This is a genomic window from Streptomyces sp. NPDC060209 (genome assembly GCF_042728155.1).
Lineage (GTDB): Bacteria > Actinomycetota > Actinomycetes > Streptomycetales > Streptomycetaceae > Streptomyces.
The window spans coordinates 1-19,571 of the sequence record NZ_JBHWZS010000152.1; the positions used below are offsets into that span (position 1 = coordinate 1).

The 19,571-nt window shown below is 71.7% G+C and carries 17 protein-coding genes; 14 read left to right on the forward strand and 3 right to left on the reverse strand.

The window, feature by feature from the left end:
- Positions 1–87: 87 nt before the first annotated feature.
- Positions 88–657 (forward strand): sigma-70 family RNA polymerase sigma factor, encoded by a 570-nt coding sequence (locus tag ACFWFI_RS25665; protein WP_387394448.1) that lies wholly within the window; start codon positions 88–90, stop codon positions 655–657.
- Positions 658–694: 37 nt separating this feature from the next.
- Entirely contained in the window at positions 695–1,198 is a 504-nt protein-coding gene (locus ACFWFI_RS25670) for a GNAT family N-acetyltransferase (protein WP_387394450.1), read from the forward strand.
- 22 nt (positions 1,199–1,220) lie between these two features.
- On the opposite strand, the gene ACFWFI_RS25675 is transcribed toward ACFWFI_RS25670, so the two are convergent.
- Positions 1,221–1,682, reverse strand: a complete 462-nt coding sequence (locus ACFWFI_RS25675; protein WP_387394452.1) for a hypothetical protein — start codon at positions 1,680–1,682, stop codon at positions 1,221–1,223.
- Positions 1,683–1,684: 2 nt separating this feature from the next.
- Positions 1,685–2,044 (reverse strand): hypothetical protein, encoded by a 360-nt coding sequence (locus ACFWFI_RS25680; RefSeq protein ID WP_277334909.1) that lies wholly within the window; start codon positions 2,042–2,044, stop codon positions 1,685–1,687.
- Positions 2,045–2,618: 574 nt separating this feature from the next.
- Here ACFWFI_RS25680 and ACFWFI_RS25685 point away from each other — a divergent pair.
- From ACFWFI_RS25685 to ACFWFI_RS25720, 8 genes are all read left to right on the forward strand, one after another.
- Positions 2,619–3,689: a methionine ABC transporter ATP-binding protein gene (locus tag ACFWFI_RS25685; protein WP_387394454.1), complete on the forward strand. Its 1,071-nt coding sequence runs from the start codon at positions 2,619–2,621 to the stop codon at positions 3,687–3,689.
- Positions 3,686–4,357, forward strand: a complete 672-nt coding sequence (locus ACFWFI_RS25690; protein WP_387394456.1) for a methionine ABC transporter permease — start codon at positions 3,686–3,688, stop codon at positions 4,355–4,357. The genes ACFWFI_RS25685 and ACFWFI_RS25690 overlap by 4 nt, the downstream gene beginning before the upstream one ends.
- Positions 4,358–4,430: 73 nt before the next feature.
- Positions 4,431–5,297, forward strand: coding sequence for a MetQ/NlpA family ABC transporter substrate-binding protein (locus ACFWFI_RS25695; protein ID WP_387394458.1), 867 nt, complete (start codon positions 4,431–4,433; stop codon positions 5,295–5,297).
- 142 nt (positions 5,298–5,439) lie between these two features.
- The gene (locus ACFWFI_RS25700) at positions 5,440–6,078 is read left to right on the forward strand and encodes a GNAT family N-acetyltransferase (RefSeq protein WP_099176802.1); all 639 of its coding nucleotides are present in this window, start codon (positions 5,440–5,442) and stop codon (positions 6,076–6,078) included.
- Between the two features lie 122 nt (positions 6,079–6,200).
- A complete protein-coding gene (cbiE, locus tag ACFWFI_RS25705; RefSeq protein ID WP_387394460.1) occupies positions 6,201–7,415 on the forward strand; it encodes a precorrin-6y C5,15-methyltransferase (decarboxylating) subunit CbiE in 1,215 nt (404 codons plus the stop codon).
- 331 nt (positions 7,416–7,746) lie between these two features.
- Positions 7,747–11,091: a nicotinate-nucleotide--dimethylbenzimidazole phosphoribosyltransferase gene (gene cobT, locus ACFWFI_RS25710; RefSeq protein WP_387394462.1), complete on the forward strand. Its 3,345-nt coding sequence runs from the start codon at positions 7,747–7,749 to the stop codon at positions 11,089–11,091.
- Positions 11,092–11,452: 361 nt separating this feature from the next.
- Positions 11,453–12,706 carry a uroporphyrinogen-III C-methyltransferase gene (gene cobA / locus ACFWFI_RS25715; RefSeq protein ID WP_387394464.1) on the forward strand — a complete coding sequence of 418 codons (1,254 nt, stop codon included), beginning with the start codon at positions 11,453–11,455 and terminating at the stop codon, positions 12,704–12,706.
- Positions 12,707–12,791: 85 nt separating this feature from the next.
- Positions 12,792–13,616, forward strand: a complete 825-nt coding sequence (locus ACFWFI_RS25720) for a TrmH family RNA methyltransferase (RefSeq protein ID WP_387394466.1) — start codon at positions 12,792–12,794, stop codon at positions 13,614–13,616.
- 16 nt (positions 13,617–13,632) lie between these two features.
- Here ACFWFI_RS25720 and ACFWFI_RS25725 read toward each other — a convergent pair whose 3' ends face one another.
- On the reverse strand, positions 13,633–14,952 hold the full coding sequence (locus ACFWFI_RS25725; protein WP_387394468.1) for a serine/threonine-protein kinase: 1,320 nt from the start codon (positions 14,950–14,952) through the stop codon (positions 13,633–13,635).
- 205 nt (positions 14,953–15,157) lie between these two features.
- On the opposite strand from ACFWFI_RS25725, the gene ACFWFI_RS25730 reads away from it, so the two are divergent.
- The 4 genes from ACFWFI_RS25730 to ACFWFI_RS25745 all read left to right on the forward strand — a co-directional run.
- Positions 15,158–15,415, forward strand: a complete 258-nt coding sequence (locus ACFWFI_RS25730; protein ID WP_387394470.1) for a hypothetical protein — start codon at positions 15,158–15,160, stop codon at positions 15,413–15,415.
- A gap of 427 nt (positions 15,416–15,842) precedes the next feature.
- Positions 15,843–16,640 carry an IclR family transcriptional regulator gene (locus ACFWFI_RS25735; protein ID WP_387394472.1) on the forward strand — a complete coding sequence of 266 codons (798 nt, stop codon included), beginning with the start codon at positions 15,843–15,845 and terminating at the stop codon, positions 16,638–16,640.
- 244 nt (positions 16,641–16,884) lie between these two features.
- The gene (locus tag ACFWFI_RS25740; RefSeq protein ID WP_387394474.1) at positions 16,885–18,471 is read left to right on the forward strand and encodes an OPT/YSL family transporter; all 1,587 of its coding nucleotides are present in this window, start codon (positions 16,885–16,887) and stop codon (positions 18,469–18,471) included.
- Positions 18,472–18,537: 66 nt separating this feature from the next.
- The coding region (locus ACFWFI_RS25745; RefSeq protein WP_387394476.1) for a M29 family metallopeptidase at positions 18,538–19,571 on the forward strand (1,034 nt) is incomplete at its 3' end.

The window sequence follows — 19,571 nt, forward strand, 5'->3', positions numbered from 1 at the left end:
CGCGTCAGCCGTCCGGCCCGCATGCCCCGGTCGGGTGGAGCTCCCCGTGTGCGGCAACCGGCTCCGGCCGGGAAGCGTTGACGGGGCATGACTCTTCTTGATCATGTTCCCGCGGCCCCGGCCGAGGGGGCGCGCGACCGGGCACGCGAGGTCGTCCACGCACTGCACGCTCTGATCCGTGCGGAGGCGGGAGCCGAGGCCCAGGCCGCCGGGATCGAGGCCGCGGACCTGGAACAGGCGGTCTGGTTACGGCTGCTGGAGCGCCGGCCCGGCCCGGAGGTGCCCGCGGACCCCGCCCGCTGGGTCCGCACCGCGGTGCGGGCGGAGGCCCGCGTAGCCCGCCGCAGGTCCCGGCGAGAGCGCGCCTACACCGCAGGTGAACCCCCGGACGACTGGGCCGGCTGCCCCGAACGGATCGTGGTGGGGGCCGACGAACGCCGTGCGCTGCGCACCGCGGTGGGCAGGCTGCCGGGGAGATGCCCACGACTGCTCGAGGCGATGCTGGCCGCCCACGATCCGACATACCGGGAAATCGCAGGGGAGTTGGGTATGTCACAGGGCAGTTTGGGCCCTATGCGTTCCCGATGCCTTGGATGTCTGCGCAGAATGCTCGCGGCGGAGGTTGTAGCTCCTGAACTGCGGGGAAAGGAGCGGTAGACAACCGGCGGACCAGGTGAGCGGGAGGCATGCACACATGGGCATGAGCGTGACCATCTCGGCGGCGACAGCGCAGGACGTCGAGCAGATCTTCAGACTCCAGTACCTCTGCTTCCAGAGCGAGGCGGAGCTCTACGGCAACTACCGGATCGACCCACTCGTCCAGACCCTCGACTCGGTCCGGGACGAAGTCGGCACGGACCTGGTGTTCGTGGCCCGGCTCGGCGACGAAGTCGTCGGCTCGGTACGCGGCTTCACCGACGCGGACGGCACCGGCCGGATCGGCAAGCTCTGCGTCCACCCCCGGCTCCGTAACCACGGCCTGGGCACCCGTCTTCTGCGTGCCGCGGAATCCGGCCTGGCGGACGGGCGTTCGGCCACCCGCTTCCGCCTCCACACGGGGGAGCGCAGCGAAGGCAATCTGCGGCTCTACCGCAAGGCGGGTTATGCCCGGGTGGGCAACACCACCGGAGGTGACGGCGTCCGGCTGGTCCTGCTCGAGAAGGACGCCACGGCGCCGGCCTATGTGGCCAGTGCCTGAACGACTCCCATGACGCCTGGTGTCAGGCGTTACGTGCGCGGCGCAGCCAGATCATCCCGGTGACCGGAAGGATCACCGGGATGAACAGGTAGCCCATGCCGAATCCCGACCACACCGTGCTGTCGGGGAAGGCGGACGGCTCGAGCCGTGTCCAGGTACCGACGATCAGCACACCCACGAGCTCGGCGGCGCAGCACATCAGCGCCGCCCTGCGCGCCTTCTCCCCGCCCCGCACCAGCGAGTACGTGATGAAGCCGTACACGACGGCGGCGACGGCCGAGAGGACGTAGGCGAGCGGCGCCTTGCCGAAGTCCAGGATCATCTCGACGATCGAGCGGGACGCTGCGGCCACGGTGAACACCCCGTAGAACCAGACCAGTACCCGCCCCGGCCCGGTGCCGAGGTCGAACTGCTGCTTCTGCCCCGGGGTGTCGTGCCGAGGGGCCGGTGAGGCGGGCGTCCCCGTGCGGTCGGTGTCGCTCATGGTCACTTTCCCCAGATGTCGTAGAGCCGCACTTCGAGGACGGCGAGGACGACCGCACCGGCCGCCACCGTCACCGAGCCCCAGCGGGTCCGCTCCGACAGCGACAGGAAACCCGCCGCGGGCACGGCCGCGAAGGCGCCGATCAGATAGGCGATGAAGATCGTCATGCCCTGGTCGGGCCGCTCGCCGCGCGCCAGCTGCACGATTCCCACGAGCAGCTGCGCCAGCGCCAGTACGGAGACGACCGCCATGCCGATGAAGTGCCAGTCCTTCGTGGGCTGGTCCCGGTAGGCGGCGATTCCGCACCAGGCGGCGAGGGCGAGCGCGGTCACGGCGACCGCGACCGTCAGGGCGTCAAGCATGGAGTGAGGGTATTACGGACGGGTGGAGCCGCCGCGTGCGGGCCCGGGCGCCGGGTGGACGCGGGTGGTGTCCAGGAATCGTGGCCTTTGCCACAGGGCACGCACAGCATGATCGCGGCACTGTCGGCGCCATGGTCGGGCACGGCTGGCGTTTTCGCAGGTCATGACGGTGCGCTAAGCGATCGTGGCGCGTGGAACGCACAGGCGGAGCCGTCCGCTATACGGACACGGCGGGTCGCCGGAACGTTACGTCTGTTTTACTTGGGCCATGACCACGACGAGCTACCGCAGCCCTGCGACCGAGGCGATCCCGACGCCCGGTGCTCGTTGTATGTGTCGAATGCGCGCCTTCTGAGGGCCCCCGCCCGAGCCTCGCGCCCCGAAGCGAGACCGAGCCCGTGCCGTCCGCACCCAGCGGATAGAGCCGGCCCGGGCATGCCCCGCGCCCGGCGGATCCGCCGGAGCCGGACCATGCCGAGACTCCCACCGGTCGACCACTGAGAACAGTCTCACCAGACGAATGCCCCGTGCCCGGCGGACACCGCGCCGTGCACTCGACAGTGACGGAAACCCTGTGATCACCACTTCGGGCCTCACGAAGGTCTATCAGTCACGCGGCCGAGAGGTCACCGCCCTGGACGGCGTGGACCTGCACGTCCGCGAGGGCGAGGTCTACGGCGTCATCGGCCAGAGCGGCGCCGGCAAGTCCTCCCTCATCCGCTGCGTCAACCTCCTCGAACGCCCCACCTCGGGAACCGTGACGGTCGCCGGCCAGGACCTGACGGCCCTCGCAGGCCGCGGCCGCCGCGCAGGCAAGGAGCTCCGCCAGGCGCGCAGCCGCATCGGCATGGTCTTCCAGCACTTCAACCTGCTGGACTCGCGCACCGTCCGGGACAACGTCGAGCTCCCCCTGGAGATCCTCGGGGTCTCCGGACAGGCACGTACCCGCAAGGCGCTCGAGCTCCTCGACCTCGTCGGTCTCGCCGACAAGGCGAAGGCCTACCCCGGGCAGCTGTCCGGAGGCCAGAAGCAGCGCGTCGGCATCGCCCGCGCCCTCGCGGGCGACCCGAAGGTGCTCCTCTCCGACGAGGCGACCTCCGCGCTGGACCCCGAGACCACCCGGTCCATCCTGCAGCTGCTGCGCGACCTCAACCAGGAGCTCGGACTCACCGTCCTGCTCATCACGCACGAGATGGACGTCGTCAAGACCGTCTGCGACTCCGCCGCGCTGATGAAGAAGGGCCGCATCGTCGAGTCGGGCACCGTCGGCGCACTGCTGGCCACTCCCGGCTCCGAGCTGGCCCACGAGCTGTTCCCGGTCGGCGGCACCGCCTCCGGACCCGGCTCCACCGTCGTCGACGTCACCTTCCACGGCGAGGCCGCGGCCCAGCCGGTGATCTCGCAGCTCTCCCGCACGTACAACATCGACATCTCGATCCTCGGTGCCGCGATGGACACCGTCGGCGGCAAGCAGATCGGGCGCATGCGCATCGAGCTGCCCGGCCGCTTCGAGGAGAACGTCGTACCCATCGGCTTCCTGCGTGAGCAGGGCCTCCAGGCCGAGATCGTGGACGGCGGCCCCACCGGTCCCACCGAGATTCCCGCCCAGACCCCCGCCAAGATCACCAAGGAGGTGGCGAAGTGACCTGGTCCGAAATGCAGCCACTGCTCTCGCAGGGAACCATCGACACCCTCTACATGGTGCTCTGGTCCACGCTCGTCACCGTCGTCGGCGGGCTCCCGCTCGGCATTCTGCTCGTCCTCACCGACAAGGGCGGACTGCTGCAGAACACCGTGGTGAACAAGGTCATCGGTGTCGTCGTGAACATCGGCCGCTCCCTGCCGTTCATCATCCTGCTGATCGCGCTGATCCCCTTCACCACCTGGGTCGTCGGCACCTTCATCGGCCCGTCCGCGATGATCGTGCCGCTCGCCATCGGCGCCATCCCGTTCTTCGCGCGACTCGTCGAGACGGCGGTGCGCGAGGTCGACCACGGGCTCGTCGAGGCCGTCCAGTCGATGGGCGGGTCCATCCCGACGATCGTCCGCAAGGTCCTGCTGCCGCAGGCGCTGCCCTCGCTCGTCTCCGGCGTCACCACCACCGTCATCGTGCTCATCGGCTACTCCGCGATGGCCGGCGCGGTCGGCGGCGAAGGGCTCGGCTCCAAGGCCGTCACCTACGGATTCCAGCGCTTCGACAACCAGTTCATGCTCATCACCGTCGCGCTGCTCATCGTCATCGTGACCGTGGTCCAGCTGATCGGCGACGGAGCCGTACGCCTGCTGGTACGCCGGGGCCGCACCACCTCCTGAACTTCTTCTCCCCCTGAAGCCCGAACTCCTTGTCCGGGCGCACCACCATCACCACCGGAAAGAGGCACTCTTCGTGCGTAAGAACATCAAGATCACCGCTGCTGCCGCAGCCACCGCCGCCCTCGCCTTCGGCCTCAGCGCCTGCGGTACGGACTCCGACCCGGCCGCCAAGGGCGAGACCGGTGCCGGCGCGGACACCTCAAAGGCCCTCGTCGTCGCCGCGTCCCCGACGCCGCACGCCGACATCCTGAACTACGTCAAGAAGAACCTGGCGGACAAGGCCGGCCTCAAGCTGGAGGTCAAGGAGTTCACGGACTACGTCCTGCCGAACACCGCCACCGAGAACGGCCAGGTCGACGCCAACTTCTTCCAGCACAAGCCCTACCTGGACGACTTCAACAAGAAGAACAAGACCCACATCGTCCCGGTGGTGAACGTCCACCTCGAGCCCCTCGGCCTCTACTCCAAGAAGATCAAGGACGTCAAGGACATCAAGGCCGGCCAGACGATCGCCGTCCCGAACGACACCACCAACGAGGGCCGTGCGCTCCAGCTGCTCGCCGAGAACGGGCTGATCACCGTCAAGGACGGCGTCGGCACCAACGCCAAGCTCAGCGACATCACGGACAAGAAGGGCCTGGAGTTCAAGGAGATCGAGGCCGCGACCGTGCCCCGTGCCCTGGACGACGTCGACGCCGCCGTGATCAACGGCAACTACGCCATCGAGGCCGACCTGAAGCCGGGCCAGGACTCCCTGGTGCTGGAGAAGGCCGACGGCAACCCGTACGCCAACTTCCTGGCCGTCAAGGACGGCAACGAGGACGACCCCCGGGTCCAGAAGCTCGCGAAGCTCCTGAACTCCGACGAGGTCAAGAAGTTCATCGAGGACACCTACAAGGGATCGATCATCCCCGCCTTCGGTGAGCCCGCCAAGTCCTGACACCCGGGCGCCACTTGCCCAACGAGCCCCGCACGCCCGCATATGGGTGTGCGGGGCTCCGCCGTGCGGACCCGGCCATGCACATCCACGGCCCGATGCTGCATGCTGGTGGCTTTACACGGTCTTCGGCATGGAGCTGCGCATGACTACCACCTTCCCGTCCATCTCCATCAGCACGGACAGGTTGGTGCTGCGCCCCTTCGACATGGCGGACGTCCCCGCGTACATCGAGATGATGAACGACGAGCTGGTCACCGCCTGGACCGACGCACCGCACCCCTACACCCAGGTCGACGCCGAACGGTGGGTCCGCAGGATCGCGCCCGCCGAACGCTCCCAGGGCAACGGCATCGTCTTCGCCGTCACCGAATTCCTCACCCAGCGCCTCGTCGGTTCCGTGCGGCTCCTCAACACGGACCGGCGCACCCTGGCGACCGAGGTCCGCTACATCACCGCACCCTGGGCACGCGGTGAGGGATACGCCACCGAGTCCGTGCTGGCCCTCGCCGAGTGGCTCTTCCGCGACCAGGGATTCGAACGGATCGAGCTGCGCACCCCCGCCGGGAACACCGCCTCCCAGCAGGTCGCCCAGAAGCTGGGCTGCATCAGCGAGGGCGTCCTGCGCAACGCGCGCATAGCCAGGACCGCCACCGAGGACGGAGGATGGACCGACATCAGGACCGACCTCATCGTGTGGGGACTGCTGCCCGAGGACCTGGAGGGCGTCGCCGAGCAGCTGGCCGACGCCGGAGGCTACGGCACGTACAACGACTGGAACTGACCTCTCTCCCGGGCTTCGGGAGCCCCTGGCAGGGCGTTGGTACGGACCGGATACGCTCACCCTTGCCCCGCCCATCCCCGCGCGGAGCGCCCGCCTGCTCACACCCCTGGAGACTGACGACGATGGCCGACCGGGTCACGGTGATCGGCTGGGACGGCTCGCCACTGACCAGAGCGGCCACAGCCGCGCTCTCGGCCGCCACGCTCGTCGCCGGTGCCGCCCACCACCTCGCGCTTCCGGAAATCCCCGAGCGCGCGGAACGCATCCGCCTCGGCAGTGTCGACCTGGCCGCCCGCAGGATCGCCGGCCACCGCGGGAGCGCCGTGGTCCTCGCCGACGGCGACCCCGGCTTCTTCGGCGTCGTACGAACGCTGCGCAAGCCCGAACACGGACTCGAGGTCGAGGTGGTCCCCGCCGTCTCGTCCGTCGCCACCGCCTTCGCCCGCGCCGGAATGCCGTGGGACGACGCGCAGATCGTCGTCGCCCACCCGCGCACCCTGCGCCGCGCGGTCAACGTCATCCGCGCCCACCACAAGGTGGCCGTACTGACGTCCCCCGGCGCGGGCCCCGCCGAACTCGCCCTGTTGCTCGAAGGCGTCCACCGCACCTTCGTGATCTGCGAGGAACTCGGCACCGTACGCGAGCGGGTCACCGTCCTCACCTCCGACAAGACGGCGGACCACACCTGGCGCGACCCCAACGTCGTCATCGCGATCGGCGGCGGCCCCGAGACCACCGCCACCGGTGCGTGGTTCGCCGGCCGCCGCCCCGAGGGCCTCCGCGGCTGGGCGCTGCCCGCCGCGGCGTACGGCGGCGCGGGGGAGGGCGGCGAGGGGGAGTCGCCCGGTCTGCGCGCGGCCCAGCTGGCCCGCCTCGGGCCCCGCACCGGCGACCTGGTCTGGGACATCGGCTGCGGCGGCGGCGCCCTCGCCGTGGAGGCCGCCCGCTTCGGCGCCGCGGTGCTCGCCGTGGACAGTGACCCCGACGCCTGCGCGCGTACGGCGACGGCCGCCCGCAACTTCCAGGTGGGCGTCCAGGTGGTCAGGGGTACGGCCCCGCACGTCCTGGAACGCCTGCCCGAACCCGATGTCGTACGGATCGGCGGCGGCGGGGTCCGCGTGGTCACGGCGGTCGCCGACCGGCGGCCGGAACGCATCGTCACCCATGCCTCGAACCGTGACGAGGCGGAGGCGCTGGGCGCGGCCCTCGCGGAGAACGGATACACGGTCGAGTGCGCGCTGCTCCAGTCCGTGGAACTGGACACCTCCGCCTGGGCGGAGCGCGAACGCTCCGTCGTGTTCCTGCTCTCCGCGGTGCGTTCCGACCTCGCCCCCTGACCTTTCGCGGGGGAGCGCGAGGTAGGCTGACCGATTGTTGTACCGCGCCCGGCTGTTCGACGGTTCGTTCGTCAATGTCCGGAAAAGTGGACCGTTTTGTTCCGCGATGTGGTACGGCGAAACCGGGGGACGCGCAACGTGGCGCAGTCCACAGCGAGCCGAGGCAGAACTGTCTGTCGCGGCGGCGAACGACCGCGAGAATGTATACCTCCGCGCGCGTTTCGTGCCGCGCGGGGAGCCCGCTCGTTCTTGTTGACGAGCACCGGCGTGCCGTGGTTCGGGCATCCCGGGCGAAGGGCGAAGGAGCACTGACGATGGGCGAGGGGTACGCATGACTGACACCGGCCAGATCCCGGGCGAGGGACTGCCGGAGAACGCAGGCATGGTGGAGCAGCCGGGCGTCCCCGCCCCGGACGCCTACACCTACCTCGAACCCTCCGAGCACACAGCCGAGGACGACGACCTCCTTCTGATGCCCGCGTCCCAGGGCGCGTGGAGCGACGCCCCGTCCGTACCGGCGGGCCTGGCCGAGCAGTTCCCGGCGCACGGCCAGACCGTGAACGGCACGCACGGATCCGGGGTGACCGACGTCAACGGCGTACGGATCCCGGCGCACACCCCCGTGCAGGTCCCGGCCGCCGCCTCGCCGGCCCGGCGCCCGCTGCACCGCGGTCCCGCGTCCACCGAGGCGCCCTCCTACGGGGGGACGCCGTCCGGCGGAGTGGTCCGCTCGCTCGCGGACCGCGGGCCGGCCGGCCCGCAGAACCCGATGCCACTGCGGCACGCCGGACCGCCTACGACAGGTCCTGAGTACTTCGACATCCCGGCGGACGACGCGGCCGTGCTGCCGGGTCCGCAGCTGGGGGAGATCCCGCCGCAGGGCGCGCCGGCCTGGGGCTCGCCCGAGCCGGCCGCCGTGCCGGAGTCGGCCGTGGCTCCCGTGATGACGGCGGAGCCCGACGCGCCCGTCGCACCTGTCGAGCACGTAGAGCTTGCCGCCCCTGTCGAGCCTGCTGCCCCTGCCGCCCCTGTTCCTTCTGTCGAGCAGGTCGTACCCGCCGTGCCCGTCGAGCCCGTCGAGCCCGTTGAGCCCGCCGTGCCCGTCGAGCCCCTCCCGTCCGCAGAAACGGTCGCCCCGCAGCCGGTGGCCGTCGTGATGCCTGAGGCCCCCGTCGAGCCCGTGGAGGCCCTGGCCGAGGAGCGTCCCGCGGAGGCCCCGGCGGCCGTAGCGGTCGAAGCTCCCGCCGACGCCCCCGTCGAACTGCCCGTCGAGGCGGCCGTCCCGGCTGAGCCGACCGGACAGTTCGTGCCCGTCGAGGGCTCCGTACCGACGGCTCCGCACCTCGCGCCGACGCCCGTGGCGGAGTCCCTCGCCCCCGCGGTCGAGGCCGAGCGGGCCGTCGACCCCGCGCCCGCCGCGGCGGAGCCCGTACCGTCCGCGCCCGAGGCCGTGGAGGTGCCGGAACCGGTCACCGTCCAGCAGCCGGAGACCCAGCCCGAGCCTGTCGCGGAAGAGGTCCAGCCCGAGCCCGTCGCGGAAGCCGAGCCTGCTCCCGAGCCCGTTGCCGTACCGCAGGCCGGACCTCAGGTCCTCGCCGAGCCGGAGCCCGGCAGCGGACCCGAGATCATCGAGACCCCGGAGGTCGAGGCCCCGGAGGCCGCGCTTCCGGAAGTCCAGCCCCTGGAGGCGGAGGCCCCGGCAGCCGAGGCCCCGGCCCCGGAGGTCCCCGTGGTCGAGGTCCCCGCGGCAGAGGTACCGGCGCCCGCCGAGGAAGCCCCTGAGGAAGCCCCGCTCGCGGCAGCCACGGAAGAGCCCGGAGCCGCCGAGGCACCCGCTGAGGCAGAGGCCGAAGCAGCCCCTGTCGAAGCAGCCCCCGCCGAGGCCGAAGCCGCCCCGGCCGAAGCTGAAACAGCCCCCGCCGAGGCGGAAACGGCCCCCGTCTCCCCTCCCGCCCCCGGATACGACGACGCCGAGCGCGAAGCCGTCCTGCGGGTGATGCGGGAGCGGCGCGACATCCGCAACGGCTTCCGCAGCGACCCCATCCCGCACGAGGTACTCCTCCGAGTCCTGGAGGCGGCACACACCGCACCGAGCGTCGGGCACTCGCAGCCCTGGGACTTCGTCGTCATCCGTTCCGCGGAGACGCGCCGCTCCATGCACGAACTGGCCCAGCGCCAGCGCGAGGCGTACGCCAAGTCGCTGCCCAAGGCCCGGGCCAAGCAGTTCAAGGAACTGAAGATCGAGGCCATCCTCGACACACCGGTGAACATCGTCGTCACCGCGGACCCGACCCGCGGCGGCCGGCACACCCTCGGCCGGCACACCCAGCCGCAGATGGCCCCGTACTCGTCGGCGCTCGCCGTGGAGAACCTGTGGCTCGCCGCCCGCGCCGAGGGGCTCGGTGTCGGCTGGGTCAGCTTCTTCGACGAGCGGGAGATGGTCCGTGCGCTCGGCCTGCCCGAGCACCTCGAAGTCGTCGCCTACCTCTGCGTCGGATACGTCGACGAATTCCCCGAGGAGCCCGAGCTGATGCAGGCGGGCTGGTCGAAGCGCCGCCCGCTGTCCTGGGTCGTCCACGAGGAGACGTACGGCCGGCGCGCCCTGCCCGGCGAGGAGCCGCACAACCTCCTCCAGGAGACCATCGCCGGCATCCGCCCCCTGGACGCCAAGGCGCTCGGCGAGGCATGGGAACGCCAGAAGCGGATGACGAAGCCCGCCGGCGCGCTCGGCATGCTGGAGATCATCTCCGCCCAGCTGTCCGGGCTCTCGCGGCTGTGCCCGCCGCCCATTCCCGAGCCCGCCGCCGTCGCGATCTTCGCCGGTGACCACGGGGTCCACGCACAGGGCGTCACGGCGTGGCCGCAGGAGGTCACCGGCCAGATGGTCGCCAACTTCCTCGGTGGCGGCGCCGTCTGCAACGCCTTCGCCGCCCAGGTCGGCGCCGAGGTCTGCGTCGTCGACGTCGGTGTGGCGGCCGAACTCCCCGCGACGCCAGGCCTGCTGCCCAGGAAGGTCCGGCACGGAACGGCCGACTTCACCACCGGTCCCGCGCTCACCCGCGAAGAGGTGCTCGCGGCGATCGAGGTCGGCATCGAGACCGCCCGCGACCTGGTGGCGGCAGGCAACAAGGGCCTGCTCACCGGTGAGATGGGCATCGCCAACACCACCGCGTCGGCCGCGCTGATCTGCGTCTACACCGGCATGGACCCGGCAGAGGTCACCGGCCGCGGCACGGGGATCAACGACGAGATGCACGCCCGCAAGGTCGACGTCGTCCGCCGGGCCCTGGAGCTGCACCAGCCCGACGCGACCGACCCGATCGGGGTGCTGGCCGCGGTCGGCGGCCTGGAGCACGCCGCCATGGCCGGCTTCCTGCTGGGCGGCGCGTCACTGCGTACGCCGGTGATCCTGGACGGCGTGAGCGCCGGTGCGGCCGCGCTGGTGGCCCGGGCGATCGCCCCCGAGGCGCTCGCCGCGTGCATCGCGGGCCACCGCAGCGCGGAACCCGGTCATGTCGCCGCCCTCAACAAGCTGGGGCTGCGCCCGCTGGTCGACCTGGACCTCCGCCTCGGCGAGGGCACGGGCGCGCTGCTCGCCCTCCCCATCGTGCAGAGCGCTGCCCGCGCGATGCACGAGGTGGCCACGTTCGACTCCGCGGGTGTCACGGAGAAGTAGCTGACACCGTGCCCGGACGTGCCCGAACGGCCCGTCCGGGCACCCCCCGGCCTCGCGGGCACAACCCAGCCCACCCGGCCGTTCCCGGGTGTCCCGAAGGCCCTGCTCCGACGGAAACCGAGCCCGCCGGTGATCGACGGCGGCCTTCCGGCGCCCGGGACCCGGGCGGAGCCCGGCCCGGGAAGGGCCGAGGAGCCCGGCCACCGGCGGTCCACAGCCCGCCGCACCGCCCCGGCCCCCGCCCCCGTCACCCCGTATCGTGGTCCCACGCGTCACCGCCTCACCCAGCCCACGTCACCGCCGCTCCACCGCCGCAGCGGCCCGCAGCACACCGCACCCTGCACGAGGAGCCCGCACGACCATGGCCGAGCATGACGATCACCCTGCCTACCCCGTCGGACTCCGCCTGAACGGGCGCCGCGTCGTCGTCGTCGGCGGTGGCCAGGTCGCGCAGCGCCGGCTGCCCGCCCTCATCGCGGCCGGGGCCGACATCACCCTGGTCTCCCCGTCCGCGACCGCGTCCGTCGAGGCGATGGCCGACACCGGTGAGATCCGCTGGGAGCGCCGCAGGTATCAGGACGGAGACCTCGCGGACACCTGGTACGCCCTCGTCGCGTCGTCCGACGCCGCCGCCAACGACGCCGCGTCCGCCGAGGCCGAGCGCACCCGTACCTGGTGCGTCCGGAGCGACGACGCGGAGGCGGCCACCGCCTGGACCCCGGCCACCGGCCGCAGCGAAGGCATCACGGTCGCCGTCCTCACCACCACCTCGCAGGGCCGCGACCCGCGGCACTCCGCCGCGGTCCGCGACGCGATCGTGGAAGGGCTGCGCGACGGCACCCTCGCCGCCCCGCACCACCGGACCCGGGCCCCCGGCGTCTCGCTGGTGGGCGGCGGCCCCGGCGACCCCGACCTGATCACGGTCCGGGGCCGCCGTCTCCTCGCCGAGGCCGACGTCGTCATCGCCGACCGGCTCGGTCCGCGGGACCTGCTGGACGAGCTCCCGCCGCACGTCGAGGTGATCGACGCCGCGAAGATCCCGTACGGCCGGTACATGGCGCAGGAGGCGATCAACCAGGCGCTGATCGACCACGCCAAGGCGGGCAAGTCCGTGGTCCGTCTCAAGGGTGGCGACCCGTTCGTCTTCGGCCGTGGCATGGAGGAGGCGCAGGCTCTGGCCGCCGAGGGCATCGCCTGCACGGTCGTCCCCGGGATTTCCAGCTCGATCTCCGTGCCGGGAGCGGCCGGGATCCCGGTCACCCATCGGGGCGTCGCGCACGAGTTCACTGTGGTCAGCGGCCATGTGGCGCCCGACGACCCGCGCTCACTGGTCGACTGGAAGGCGCTCGCCCAGCTGCGCGGCACCCTGGTCCTCCTGATGGCCGTCGACAAGATCGGCCCCATCTCCCAGGCCCTCATCGCCCACGGCAAGTCCCCCGAGACCCCGGTGGCCCTGGTCCAGGAGGGAACCACCGCGGCCCAGCGCAGGGTCGACGCGACCCTCGCCGACGTCGGCGAGCGGGTCGTCGCGGAAGGGGTCCGTCCCCCGGCCGTCATCGTCATCGGCGATGTCGTCGCCGTCGGCACGGACCGGATCGACGCGATCGAGGACTGACCGGGCGCCGGCCCCGCACCCACGCGCGTCACGGACGACACGCTCCCTCCGCACACCACCACCCCCGACAAGGCAGTAGCACCCCGTGGCTGAAATCATCACCGTCGACGACCCGGACGACCCGCGTCTGGGCGACTACACCGGCCTGACCGACGTCGAGCTCCGCCGTCGGAGGGAACCCGCCGAGGGCCTCTTCATCGCCGAGGGCGAGAAGGTGATCCGGCGCGCGGCCAACGCCGGGTACGAGATGCGGTCCATGCTGCTCTCCGCCAAGTGGGTCGATGTCATGCGGGATGTGATCGAGGAGGCCACCGCACCGGTCTACGCGGTCACACCGGCTCTCGCGGAGCGTGTCACCGGCTACCACGTGCACCGCGGGGCCCTTGCCTCCATGCAGCGCAAGCCGCTCCCCGACGTCGGCACGCTCCTGTCCCCGGAGCGGGGGAACGTACGGCGGGTCGCCGTGTTCGAGGACATCGTCGACCACGCCAATCTCGGGGCGGCCTTCCGCAACGCGGCCGCACTCGGCGTCGACGCCGTCCTGCTCACCCCGCGCTGTGCCGACCCCCTCTACCGGCGGGCGGTGAAGGTCTCGATGGGGTCCGTCTTCCACGTCCCGTGGACGCGCCTGACGGACTGGCCCGCGGACGTCGCCCTGCTGCGCGAGGCCGGCTTCACCACCGCGGCGCTCTGCCTCAGCGACAAGTCGATCACCCTGGACGAACTCGTCGCACGGCAGCACGAGAAGCTGGCGCTCGTCTTCGGCACGGAGGGCGACGGCCTCACGCCCCAGGCACTCGTCGCGGCCGACGCCCACGTGCGTATCCCGATGGACGCCGGGGTCGACTCCCTCAACGTCGCCGCGGCCTCCGCCGTCGCCTTCTACGCGACCCGGGTCGACCCCGCCTGACCCAGGGGGTCTCCGGCTAGGGGGTGTCCGCCCGCGCCGGGTGGACGGCGGCTTCGTCGTAGGTCTGTGACGGCGTGCCCCCCAGCCCCTGCGCGGGGCCCTGGCAGCCCTGTGCGGCCGCGATCCCCAGCGCGACCAGCAGCGTCACCACGACGAATACGACGAGCCTCTGACGCAGCAGCCGCGGATTGGCCGGCCGCCGCTTGCCGCCCTTCCCTGCCGAGGTCGTCCGGACGCCCGGCCGGGAGGCCTGCCTGCCGTTCGTTCCCTTCGGCCCGTGGGGCTGCTGACCGGTGCGCGACCCGCCTTGCGGCGCCCGGGACTGCGAGCCGCCGGTGCGGGGGGCTGCCGGGCGCGACGACGTGGGGCGCCGCCCCGGGGCCCGCGACGGCTGAGCAGGCCCTCCGGCCGTACGCCGGGTCGACTGTTCGGTGTAGGGGCCCTCCAGCCGGCCGGTCGGCCGGTCCAGCTCCTGCTCGCCGCGCTGTGCGGGCGGCCGGCGCTCATGCAGTCCCTGCGCCTCGCGCGCGGCGATCTCCTTGAGCCGCATGGAGAGCTGGAGCGTGCTCGGCCGCTCCTCCGGGTCCTTCGCCAGACACGCCCGTACGAGTGGGGCGAGCGCGTCGTGCACGTCGAACAGATGCGGTTCCTCGTGGACCACGCGGTAGAGCATCACCTCGGAACTGCCGTGTCCGAAGGGCGAATCGGCCATCGCCGCGTAGGCGAGTGTGGCGCCCAGCGAGAAGACGTCCGTCGCGGGTGTCACCGCCGCGCCGCGTACCTGCTCGGGCGCCAGGAAGCCTGGCGAGCCGACGGCCGTTCCGACGTGGGTGAGCGTGCTGGCGCCGGTCGCCCAGGCGATACCGAAGTCGATGATCCGGGGGCCCTTGGGGGAGAGGAGGATGTTCGAAGGCTTCAGGTCACGGTGGACGACACCGGCCTCGTGCACCGCCACCAGGCCCTCCGAGAGCGCCGCCCCGATCGAGGCCACCTCGGCGGCCGGGAGAGGGCCCTCCTCGGCGACCTTGTCGTGGAGCGAGGGGCCGGGCACGTACTGCGTCGCGAACCAAGGGCGGTCCGCCTCCAGATCGGCGGCCACCAGACGGGCCGTACAGCCGCCCCGGATCCTCCGCGCGGCCGACACCTCGCGTGCGAAGCGCGAGCGGAACTCCTGGTCCTCGGCCAGATCCGGCCGGATCACCTTGAGCGCCACCCGCTGGCCCCGGCGGTCGGAACCCAGGTAGACGACGCCCATGCCACCCGCGCCGAGCCGCCGGTGCAGCCTGAACGAGCCGACGACACGCGGGTCCTCGCGCCGGAGCCGCATCATCGCCATCGTCTGCCCATCCCCGCTGCCGGTCCGCCTGACGAGGCACAGCTTACGTACCCGTGGCGCGGCGCGCTCAGAGGCCGCGCCCTCGTCGGCCCATCGATTGTCAGTGCCCGGTGGGAGAATTGAGGAGTGGTCAGGGAGCCGGAGATCCAGGTTCCGTGGCCCGTGCGAGATCTCAAAGGACCGTCGCAGAAGGGGGATTGGATCAATGAAGGGCGATCGTGTGGAAATAGTCGTGGACGCGGGTGACACGACCAGGACGTACGAAGTGGTGGCCTCCAGGGCAGGCCGCCGGGTGGAGACAGCGGTCCGCCGGGGTGTGGTGGAAGTGAGTGAAGTCACCCGAAGTGGATCAGTTGTCCGTACCGCCCGCTTCATGGCGACCAGGGTGCTCGCCCTGGTCGAACAGCCGGTCCCTCGGGAGGACGCCTCCGAGCGCCCCCTCACGAGCGACGTCAACCCCTAGGTGTATTGACCCGCAGCGCTGTTCACCCGGCTGACCGGCCGGGGACCCGCGCCGGGCCACGAAGACCTCCGTTGCGCCATGGAGCCCGGACACCTCCACCGCACCGGAGGTCTTTGCGTGGCCGCGGCGGCCGGAGAGCCGTCAGGGAACGACCTGCCCCGGACGCCCGGCCTCGCCCCCAGCCGTGCGGAGGGGACGGTGACGCTGTTCCGCTGCCGTTCCGCCCCGCCCATACGCGGGTCCGTACCGCCGGGACGAATCTCAGGAACACCCTTGACACCTGGTCGATGCACCTTCATTCTTTCGCCAGAAAACGCAACGGCGTTGCGATTTCCGCACCGATAGTCACCGACAAGCCCACCGACAAGTCGGTCGGGAAGCACCGGCGGCACACGAACCACCAGCACGGAACGAAGGAGGCCGGCCCATGGCGGACCACGGCGCCGACACCACCCCGGTCGAAGCCGCACCCCAGGCGCCCGGCGTCCTGCAGACCGTGGACCGGGCGCTGGTCGTGCTGCTCACCTTCACCGAGCAGCATCCCGAGTGGGGCGTCAGCGAACTCTCGCGTCATCACGGCTGGGACAAAGCGGTCGTGCAGCGGCTGCTCACCACCCTGACCGCCCGCGGTTTCCTGATCTGCGACGACACCAGCCGCCGCTACCGTCCCGGCCCCGCCCTCTCCCGGCTCGCGCGGGTCGGCGAACACAGTGGTGTGCTGCCCTCGCTCGCCCGCCCGATACTCGCCCGGCTGCTGCGCGAGACGGGTGAGAGCGTCGTGCTGAACGTTCCGCACGGCTCCAGCTACCGCTGTGCCGCCGCCGTCGACGGGACCGGGCCCGTCCGCTACACCGCCATCATCGGAGCGGTCATGCCCGGCCACGCGGGAGCGTCCGGTCACACCGTCTTCGCGTACCACCCCGAACGCGAGATCCGGCAGATGTTCGGCCCCACGGGACTCGCCCGCTTCAACGACCGGACCATCACCGACCTGGACGCGTTGCTCACCTGCTACGCCCAGGTCCGTGCCGAGGGGTACAGCGTCAGCTACGGCGAGTACGACGAGGCCGTCACCGCCGTGTCCGCCCCCGTTCTCCAGGGCGGAGCCGTCGCGGCCTCCCTCACCGTGATCGGCCCCTCCCACCGTGTGGACAGGGCCGTCGACACGCTCGTACCGCTGGTGCGCGCCGGAGCCGCGGAGATCACCGCGGCACTCGGCGGCTGAACCGGCTCAACCGCATACCGCTCGATCCCTCGGCGCCACGCGCCGACGGTGCGCCCTGGCCTGCCCGCGCACCGATGGGGGACAGCGTCTCCCCAGTCCTGCCCAGTCCTGCCCAGTCCTGCCCAGTCCTGCTCACCGAAGGGGGTGCCCCGTGGCGCACCAAGCCTCCGCCCCGCACCGCGAACCGCCGCCGTCCGGATCCCACCCCGAGGACACCGGGTCCCATCCCAGGGTCTTCGAACCCGTGCTGCTGGTCATCCTGGTGGTACTCGCCGCCGTCGGCGCCGTGATCGGCATCGATCTGGTGTCCAAGCTGGGCATCTCCGCCAACACCTCGGTCGTGGGCGCGCTCGTCGCCATGCTGATCGGCCGCATCCCGCTCGGGTTCCTGCGCCGGATGCGGTCCGTGCACCGGCAGAACCTCGCCCAGAGCGCCATCTCCGCGGCGACCTTCGCGTCGGCGAACGCGCTGCTGACGTCCGTGGCCATCCCGTACGTGTTCGGACGTCAGGACCTGGTCTGGCCCATGCTCGCCGGATCCTTCATCGGCCTGCTCGTGGACGCATGGGTCCTCTACCGGGCCTTCGGGTCCCGGCTGCTGCCCGCAGACGCCGCGTGGCCGCCCGGAACGGCCGCCGCCGAGACCATCAAGGCCGGCGACCGGGGAGGCCGCCGGGCGCTGATCCTGGCCGGCGGCACCGTCGTCGGGCTGGCCGGGACGCTCCTCAGCCTGCCGCTGTCCGCCGCCGGTGTGGCCTTCCTGGGCAACGTATGGGCGCTGCTGATGTTCGGTATCGGGCTGATGCTGCGCCAGTACAGCCCCGGCCTCTTCGACACCGACCTGGGAGCCGGGTTCATCCCGCACGGGGTCATGGTCGGGGCGGGCGTCGTAGCCCTGGGGCAGGCCGTCCACATGCTGGTGGGACGCCGGGCCCGCAAGACGCAGAGGGACAAGGAGAAGGCCGCGGAGGAGTCGGCCGCCACCCTCGTCGTGGCGGACCCGACCGTGGAGTACACCGTCGACGAGCGTGCCCTGAGGCTCACCCTGATCCGCGGCTACGCGCTGTTCACCGCGGGCGCCGTCGTACTCGCCGTCCTCGGAGGGCTGATCGGCGACATGAGCCCGCTCGGGATCGTGGGCTGGGTCCTGTTCGCCGCCTTCGCGGCGCTGGTCCACGAGCTGATCGTCGGCCTCGCCGCCATGCAGTCCGGCTGGTTCCCGTCCTTCGCCGTCACCCTGATCTTCCTGATCCTCGGGCTCGCCATAGGCATCCCCTCGGTCCCGCTGGCCCTCCTGATCGGATACGTCTCCGCCACCGGCCCCGCCTTCGCCGACATGGGGTACGACCTCAAGGCCGGCTGGCTGCTCCGCCGCGACCACCGCCCCTGGGACCCCTACGAGCGCGAGGGCCGCCGCCAGCAGTTCCTGGCCGCCCTGATCGGCTTCGGCGTCGCCTTGGTCGTCGTAGCCGTCGCCTGGCGCTCCTACTTCGGACAGGGCCTCATCCCTCCCGTCGCCAAGGTGTACGCCGACACGATCAGGAGCGGCCTCAGCGATCCCGACGCGGTGCGCACCATGCTGCTCTGGGCCATCCCCGGCGCGGCCGTCCAGCTGATCGGCGGCACCCGGCGCCAGATGGGCGTCATGCTCGCCACCGGCCTCCTCATCCTCACCCCGCAGGCCTGCTGGCTGGTCCTCGGAGCGCTGGCGGTCCGCGTCGTCTACCGCAAGCTGCGCGGCCCCGCCGCCGACGAGGAGCTCAACCTGATCGGCGCCGGTGTGATCGCGGGCAGCTCGCTCGGAGACTCCGCCCAGATCCTCAAGACCTGATCCCTCAAGCCACCACCCGCACCACACCGCACCACCCGCAAGGCAAGGAGAACCCCCACCGTGGACATGTACAGCAGGCTCGAACCGCGTCCCGAGTACCTCAGCTTCGAACTGGCCCTGGCCGCACGCAAGCTGGTCGAGGAGGTCATGCTCGTCAAGCGTGGCGAACACGTCGTCCTCACCGGTGACACCAGCAGCGACCGCCGGGTGCTCGAAGCCACGGCGCAGGCCGTCGCCGCCGCCGGCGCACACCCCGTCGTCGTCTGGTACGAGACGCTGCCCGGCGCCTCCATGGAGCCGCCCCGCCCCGTGGCCGGCGCGATCGCGGACGCCGACGTGTGGATCGAGTTCGCGGTCTCCTACCTGATGCACTCCGACGCCTTCCGCGCCGCCATGGCGAACGGCTGCCGCTACACGAACCTCACCGCCATGGACGTCCAGATGCTGGTCGCCACCGTCGGCCGCCCCGACTTCCAGGGCGTCATCCGCCTCGGCAAGGCCCTCGTCGCGCTCCTGGAGGCCGCCGACGAGGTGCGCATCACCTCCGCCAACGGCACCGACCTGGTGGGCCGCAACGGCGACCGGCCGATCAACCTGCGAGGCAAGCCCGCCGAGAGGCCCGGCGAAACGGTCATGCTGTCCGGCCAGATCTCCTGGAACCCCCTGGAGGAGACGCAGGACGGTGTCCTCGTCTTCGACGGCGCCCTGTGGCCGCCGGACGAGATCGGCCTGCTGCGCTCCCCGGTCCGCTGCACCGTCGAGAAGGGTGTCGTCACCAGGATCGAGGGCGGCGCCGACGCCGACGCCTTCCGCCGGTGGATGGAGTCCTTCGACGACCCGAACATGTTCCGCGTGGCCCACTGGTCCCTAGGCTTCAACCCCGGCGTGCTCGCCCCGACCGGCCGCATCGTGGAGGACGAGCGCGTCTTCGGCTGCGTCGAGCTCGGCATCGGCACGAAGGGCGCCTGGATCGGCGGCGAACCGTGGGTCGCCGCCGCGCACACCGACGGCAGCGTGCTCGGCCCGTCCATCTACCTGGACGGTGTCGCGATGGAGGAGAACGGCCGCTACGTGCACCCCGAACTCGTGGAGATCTGCCG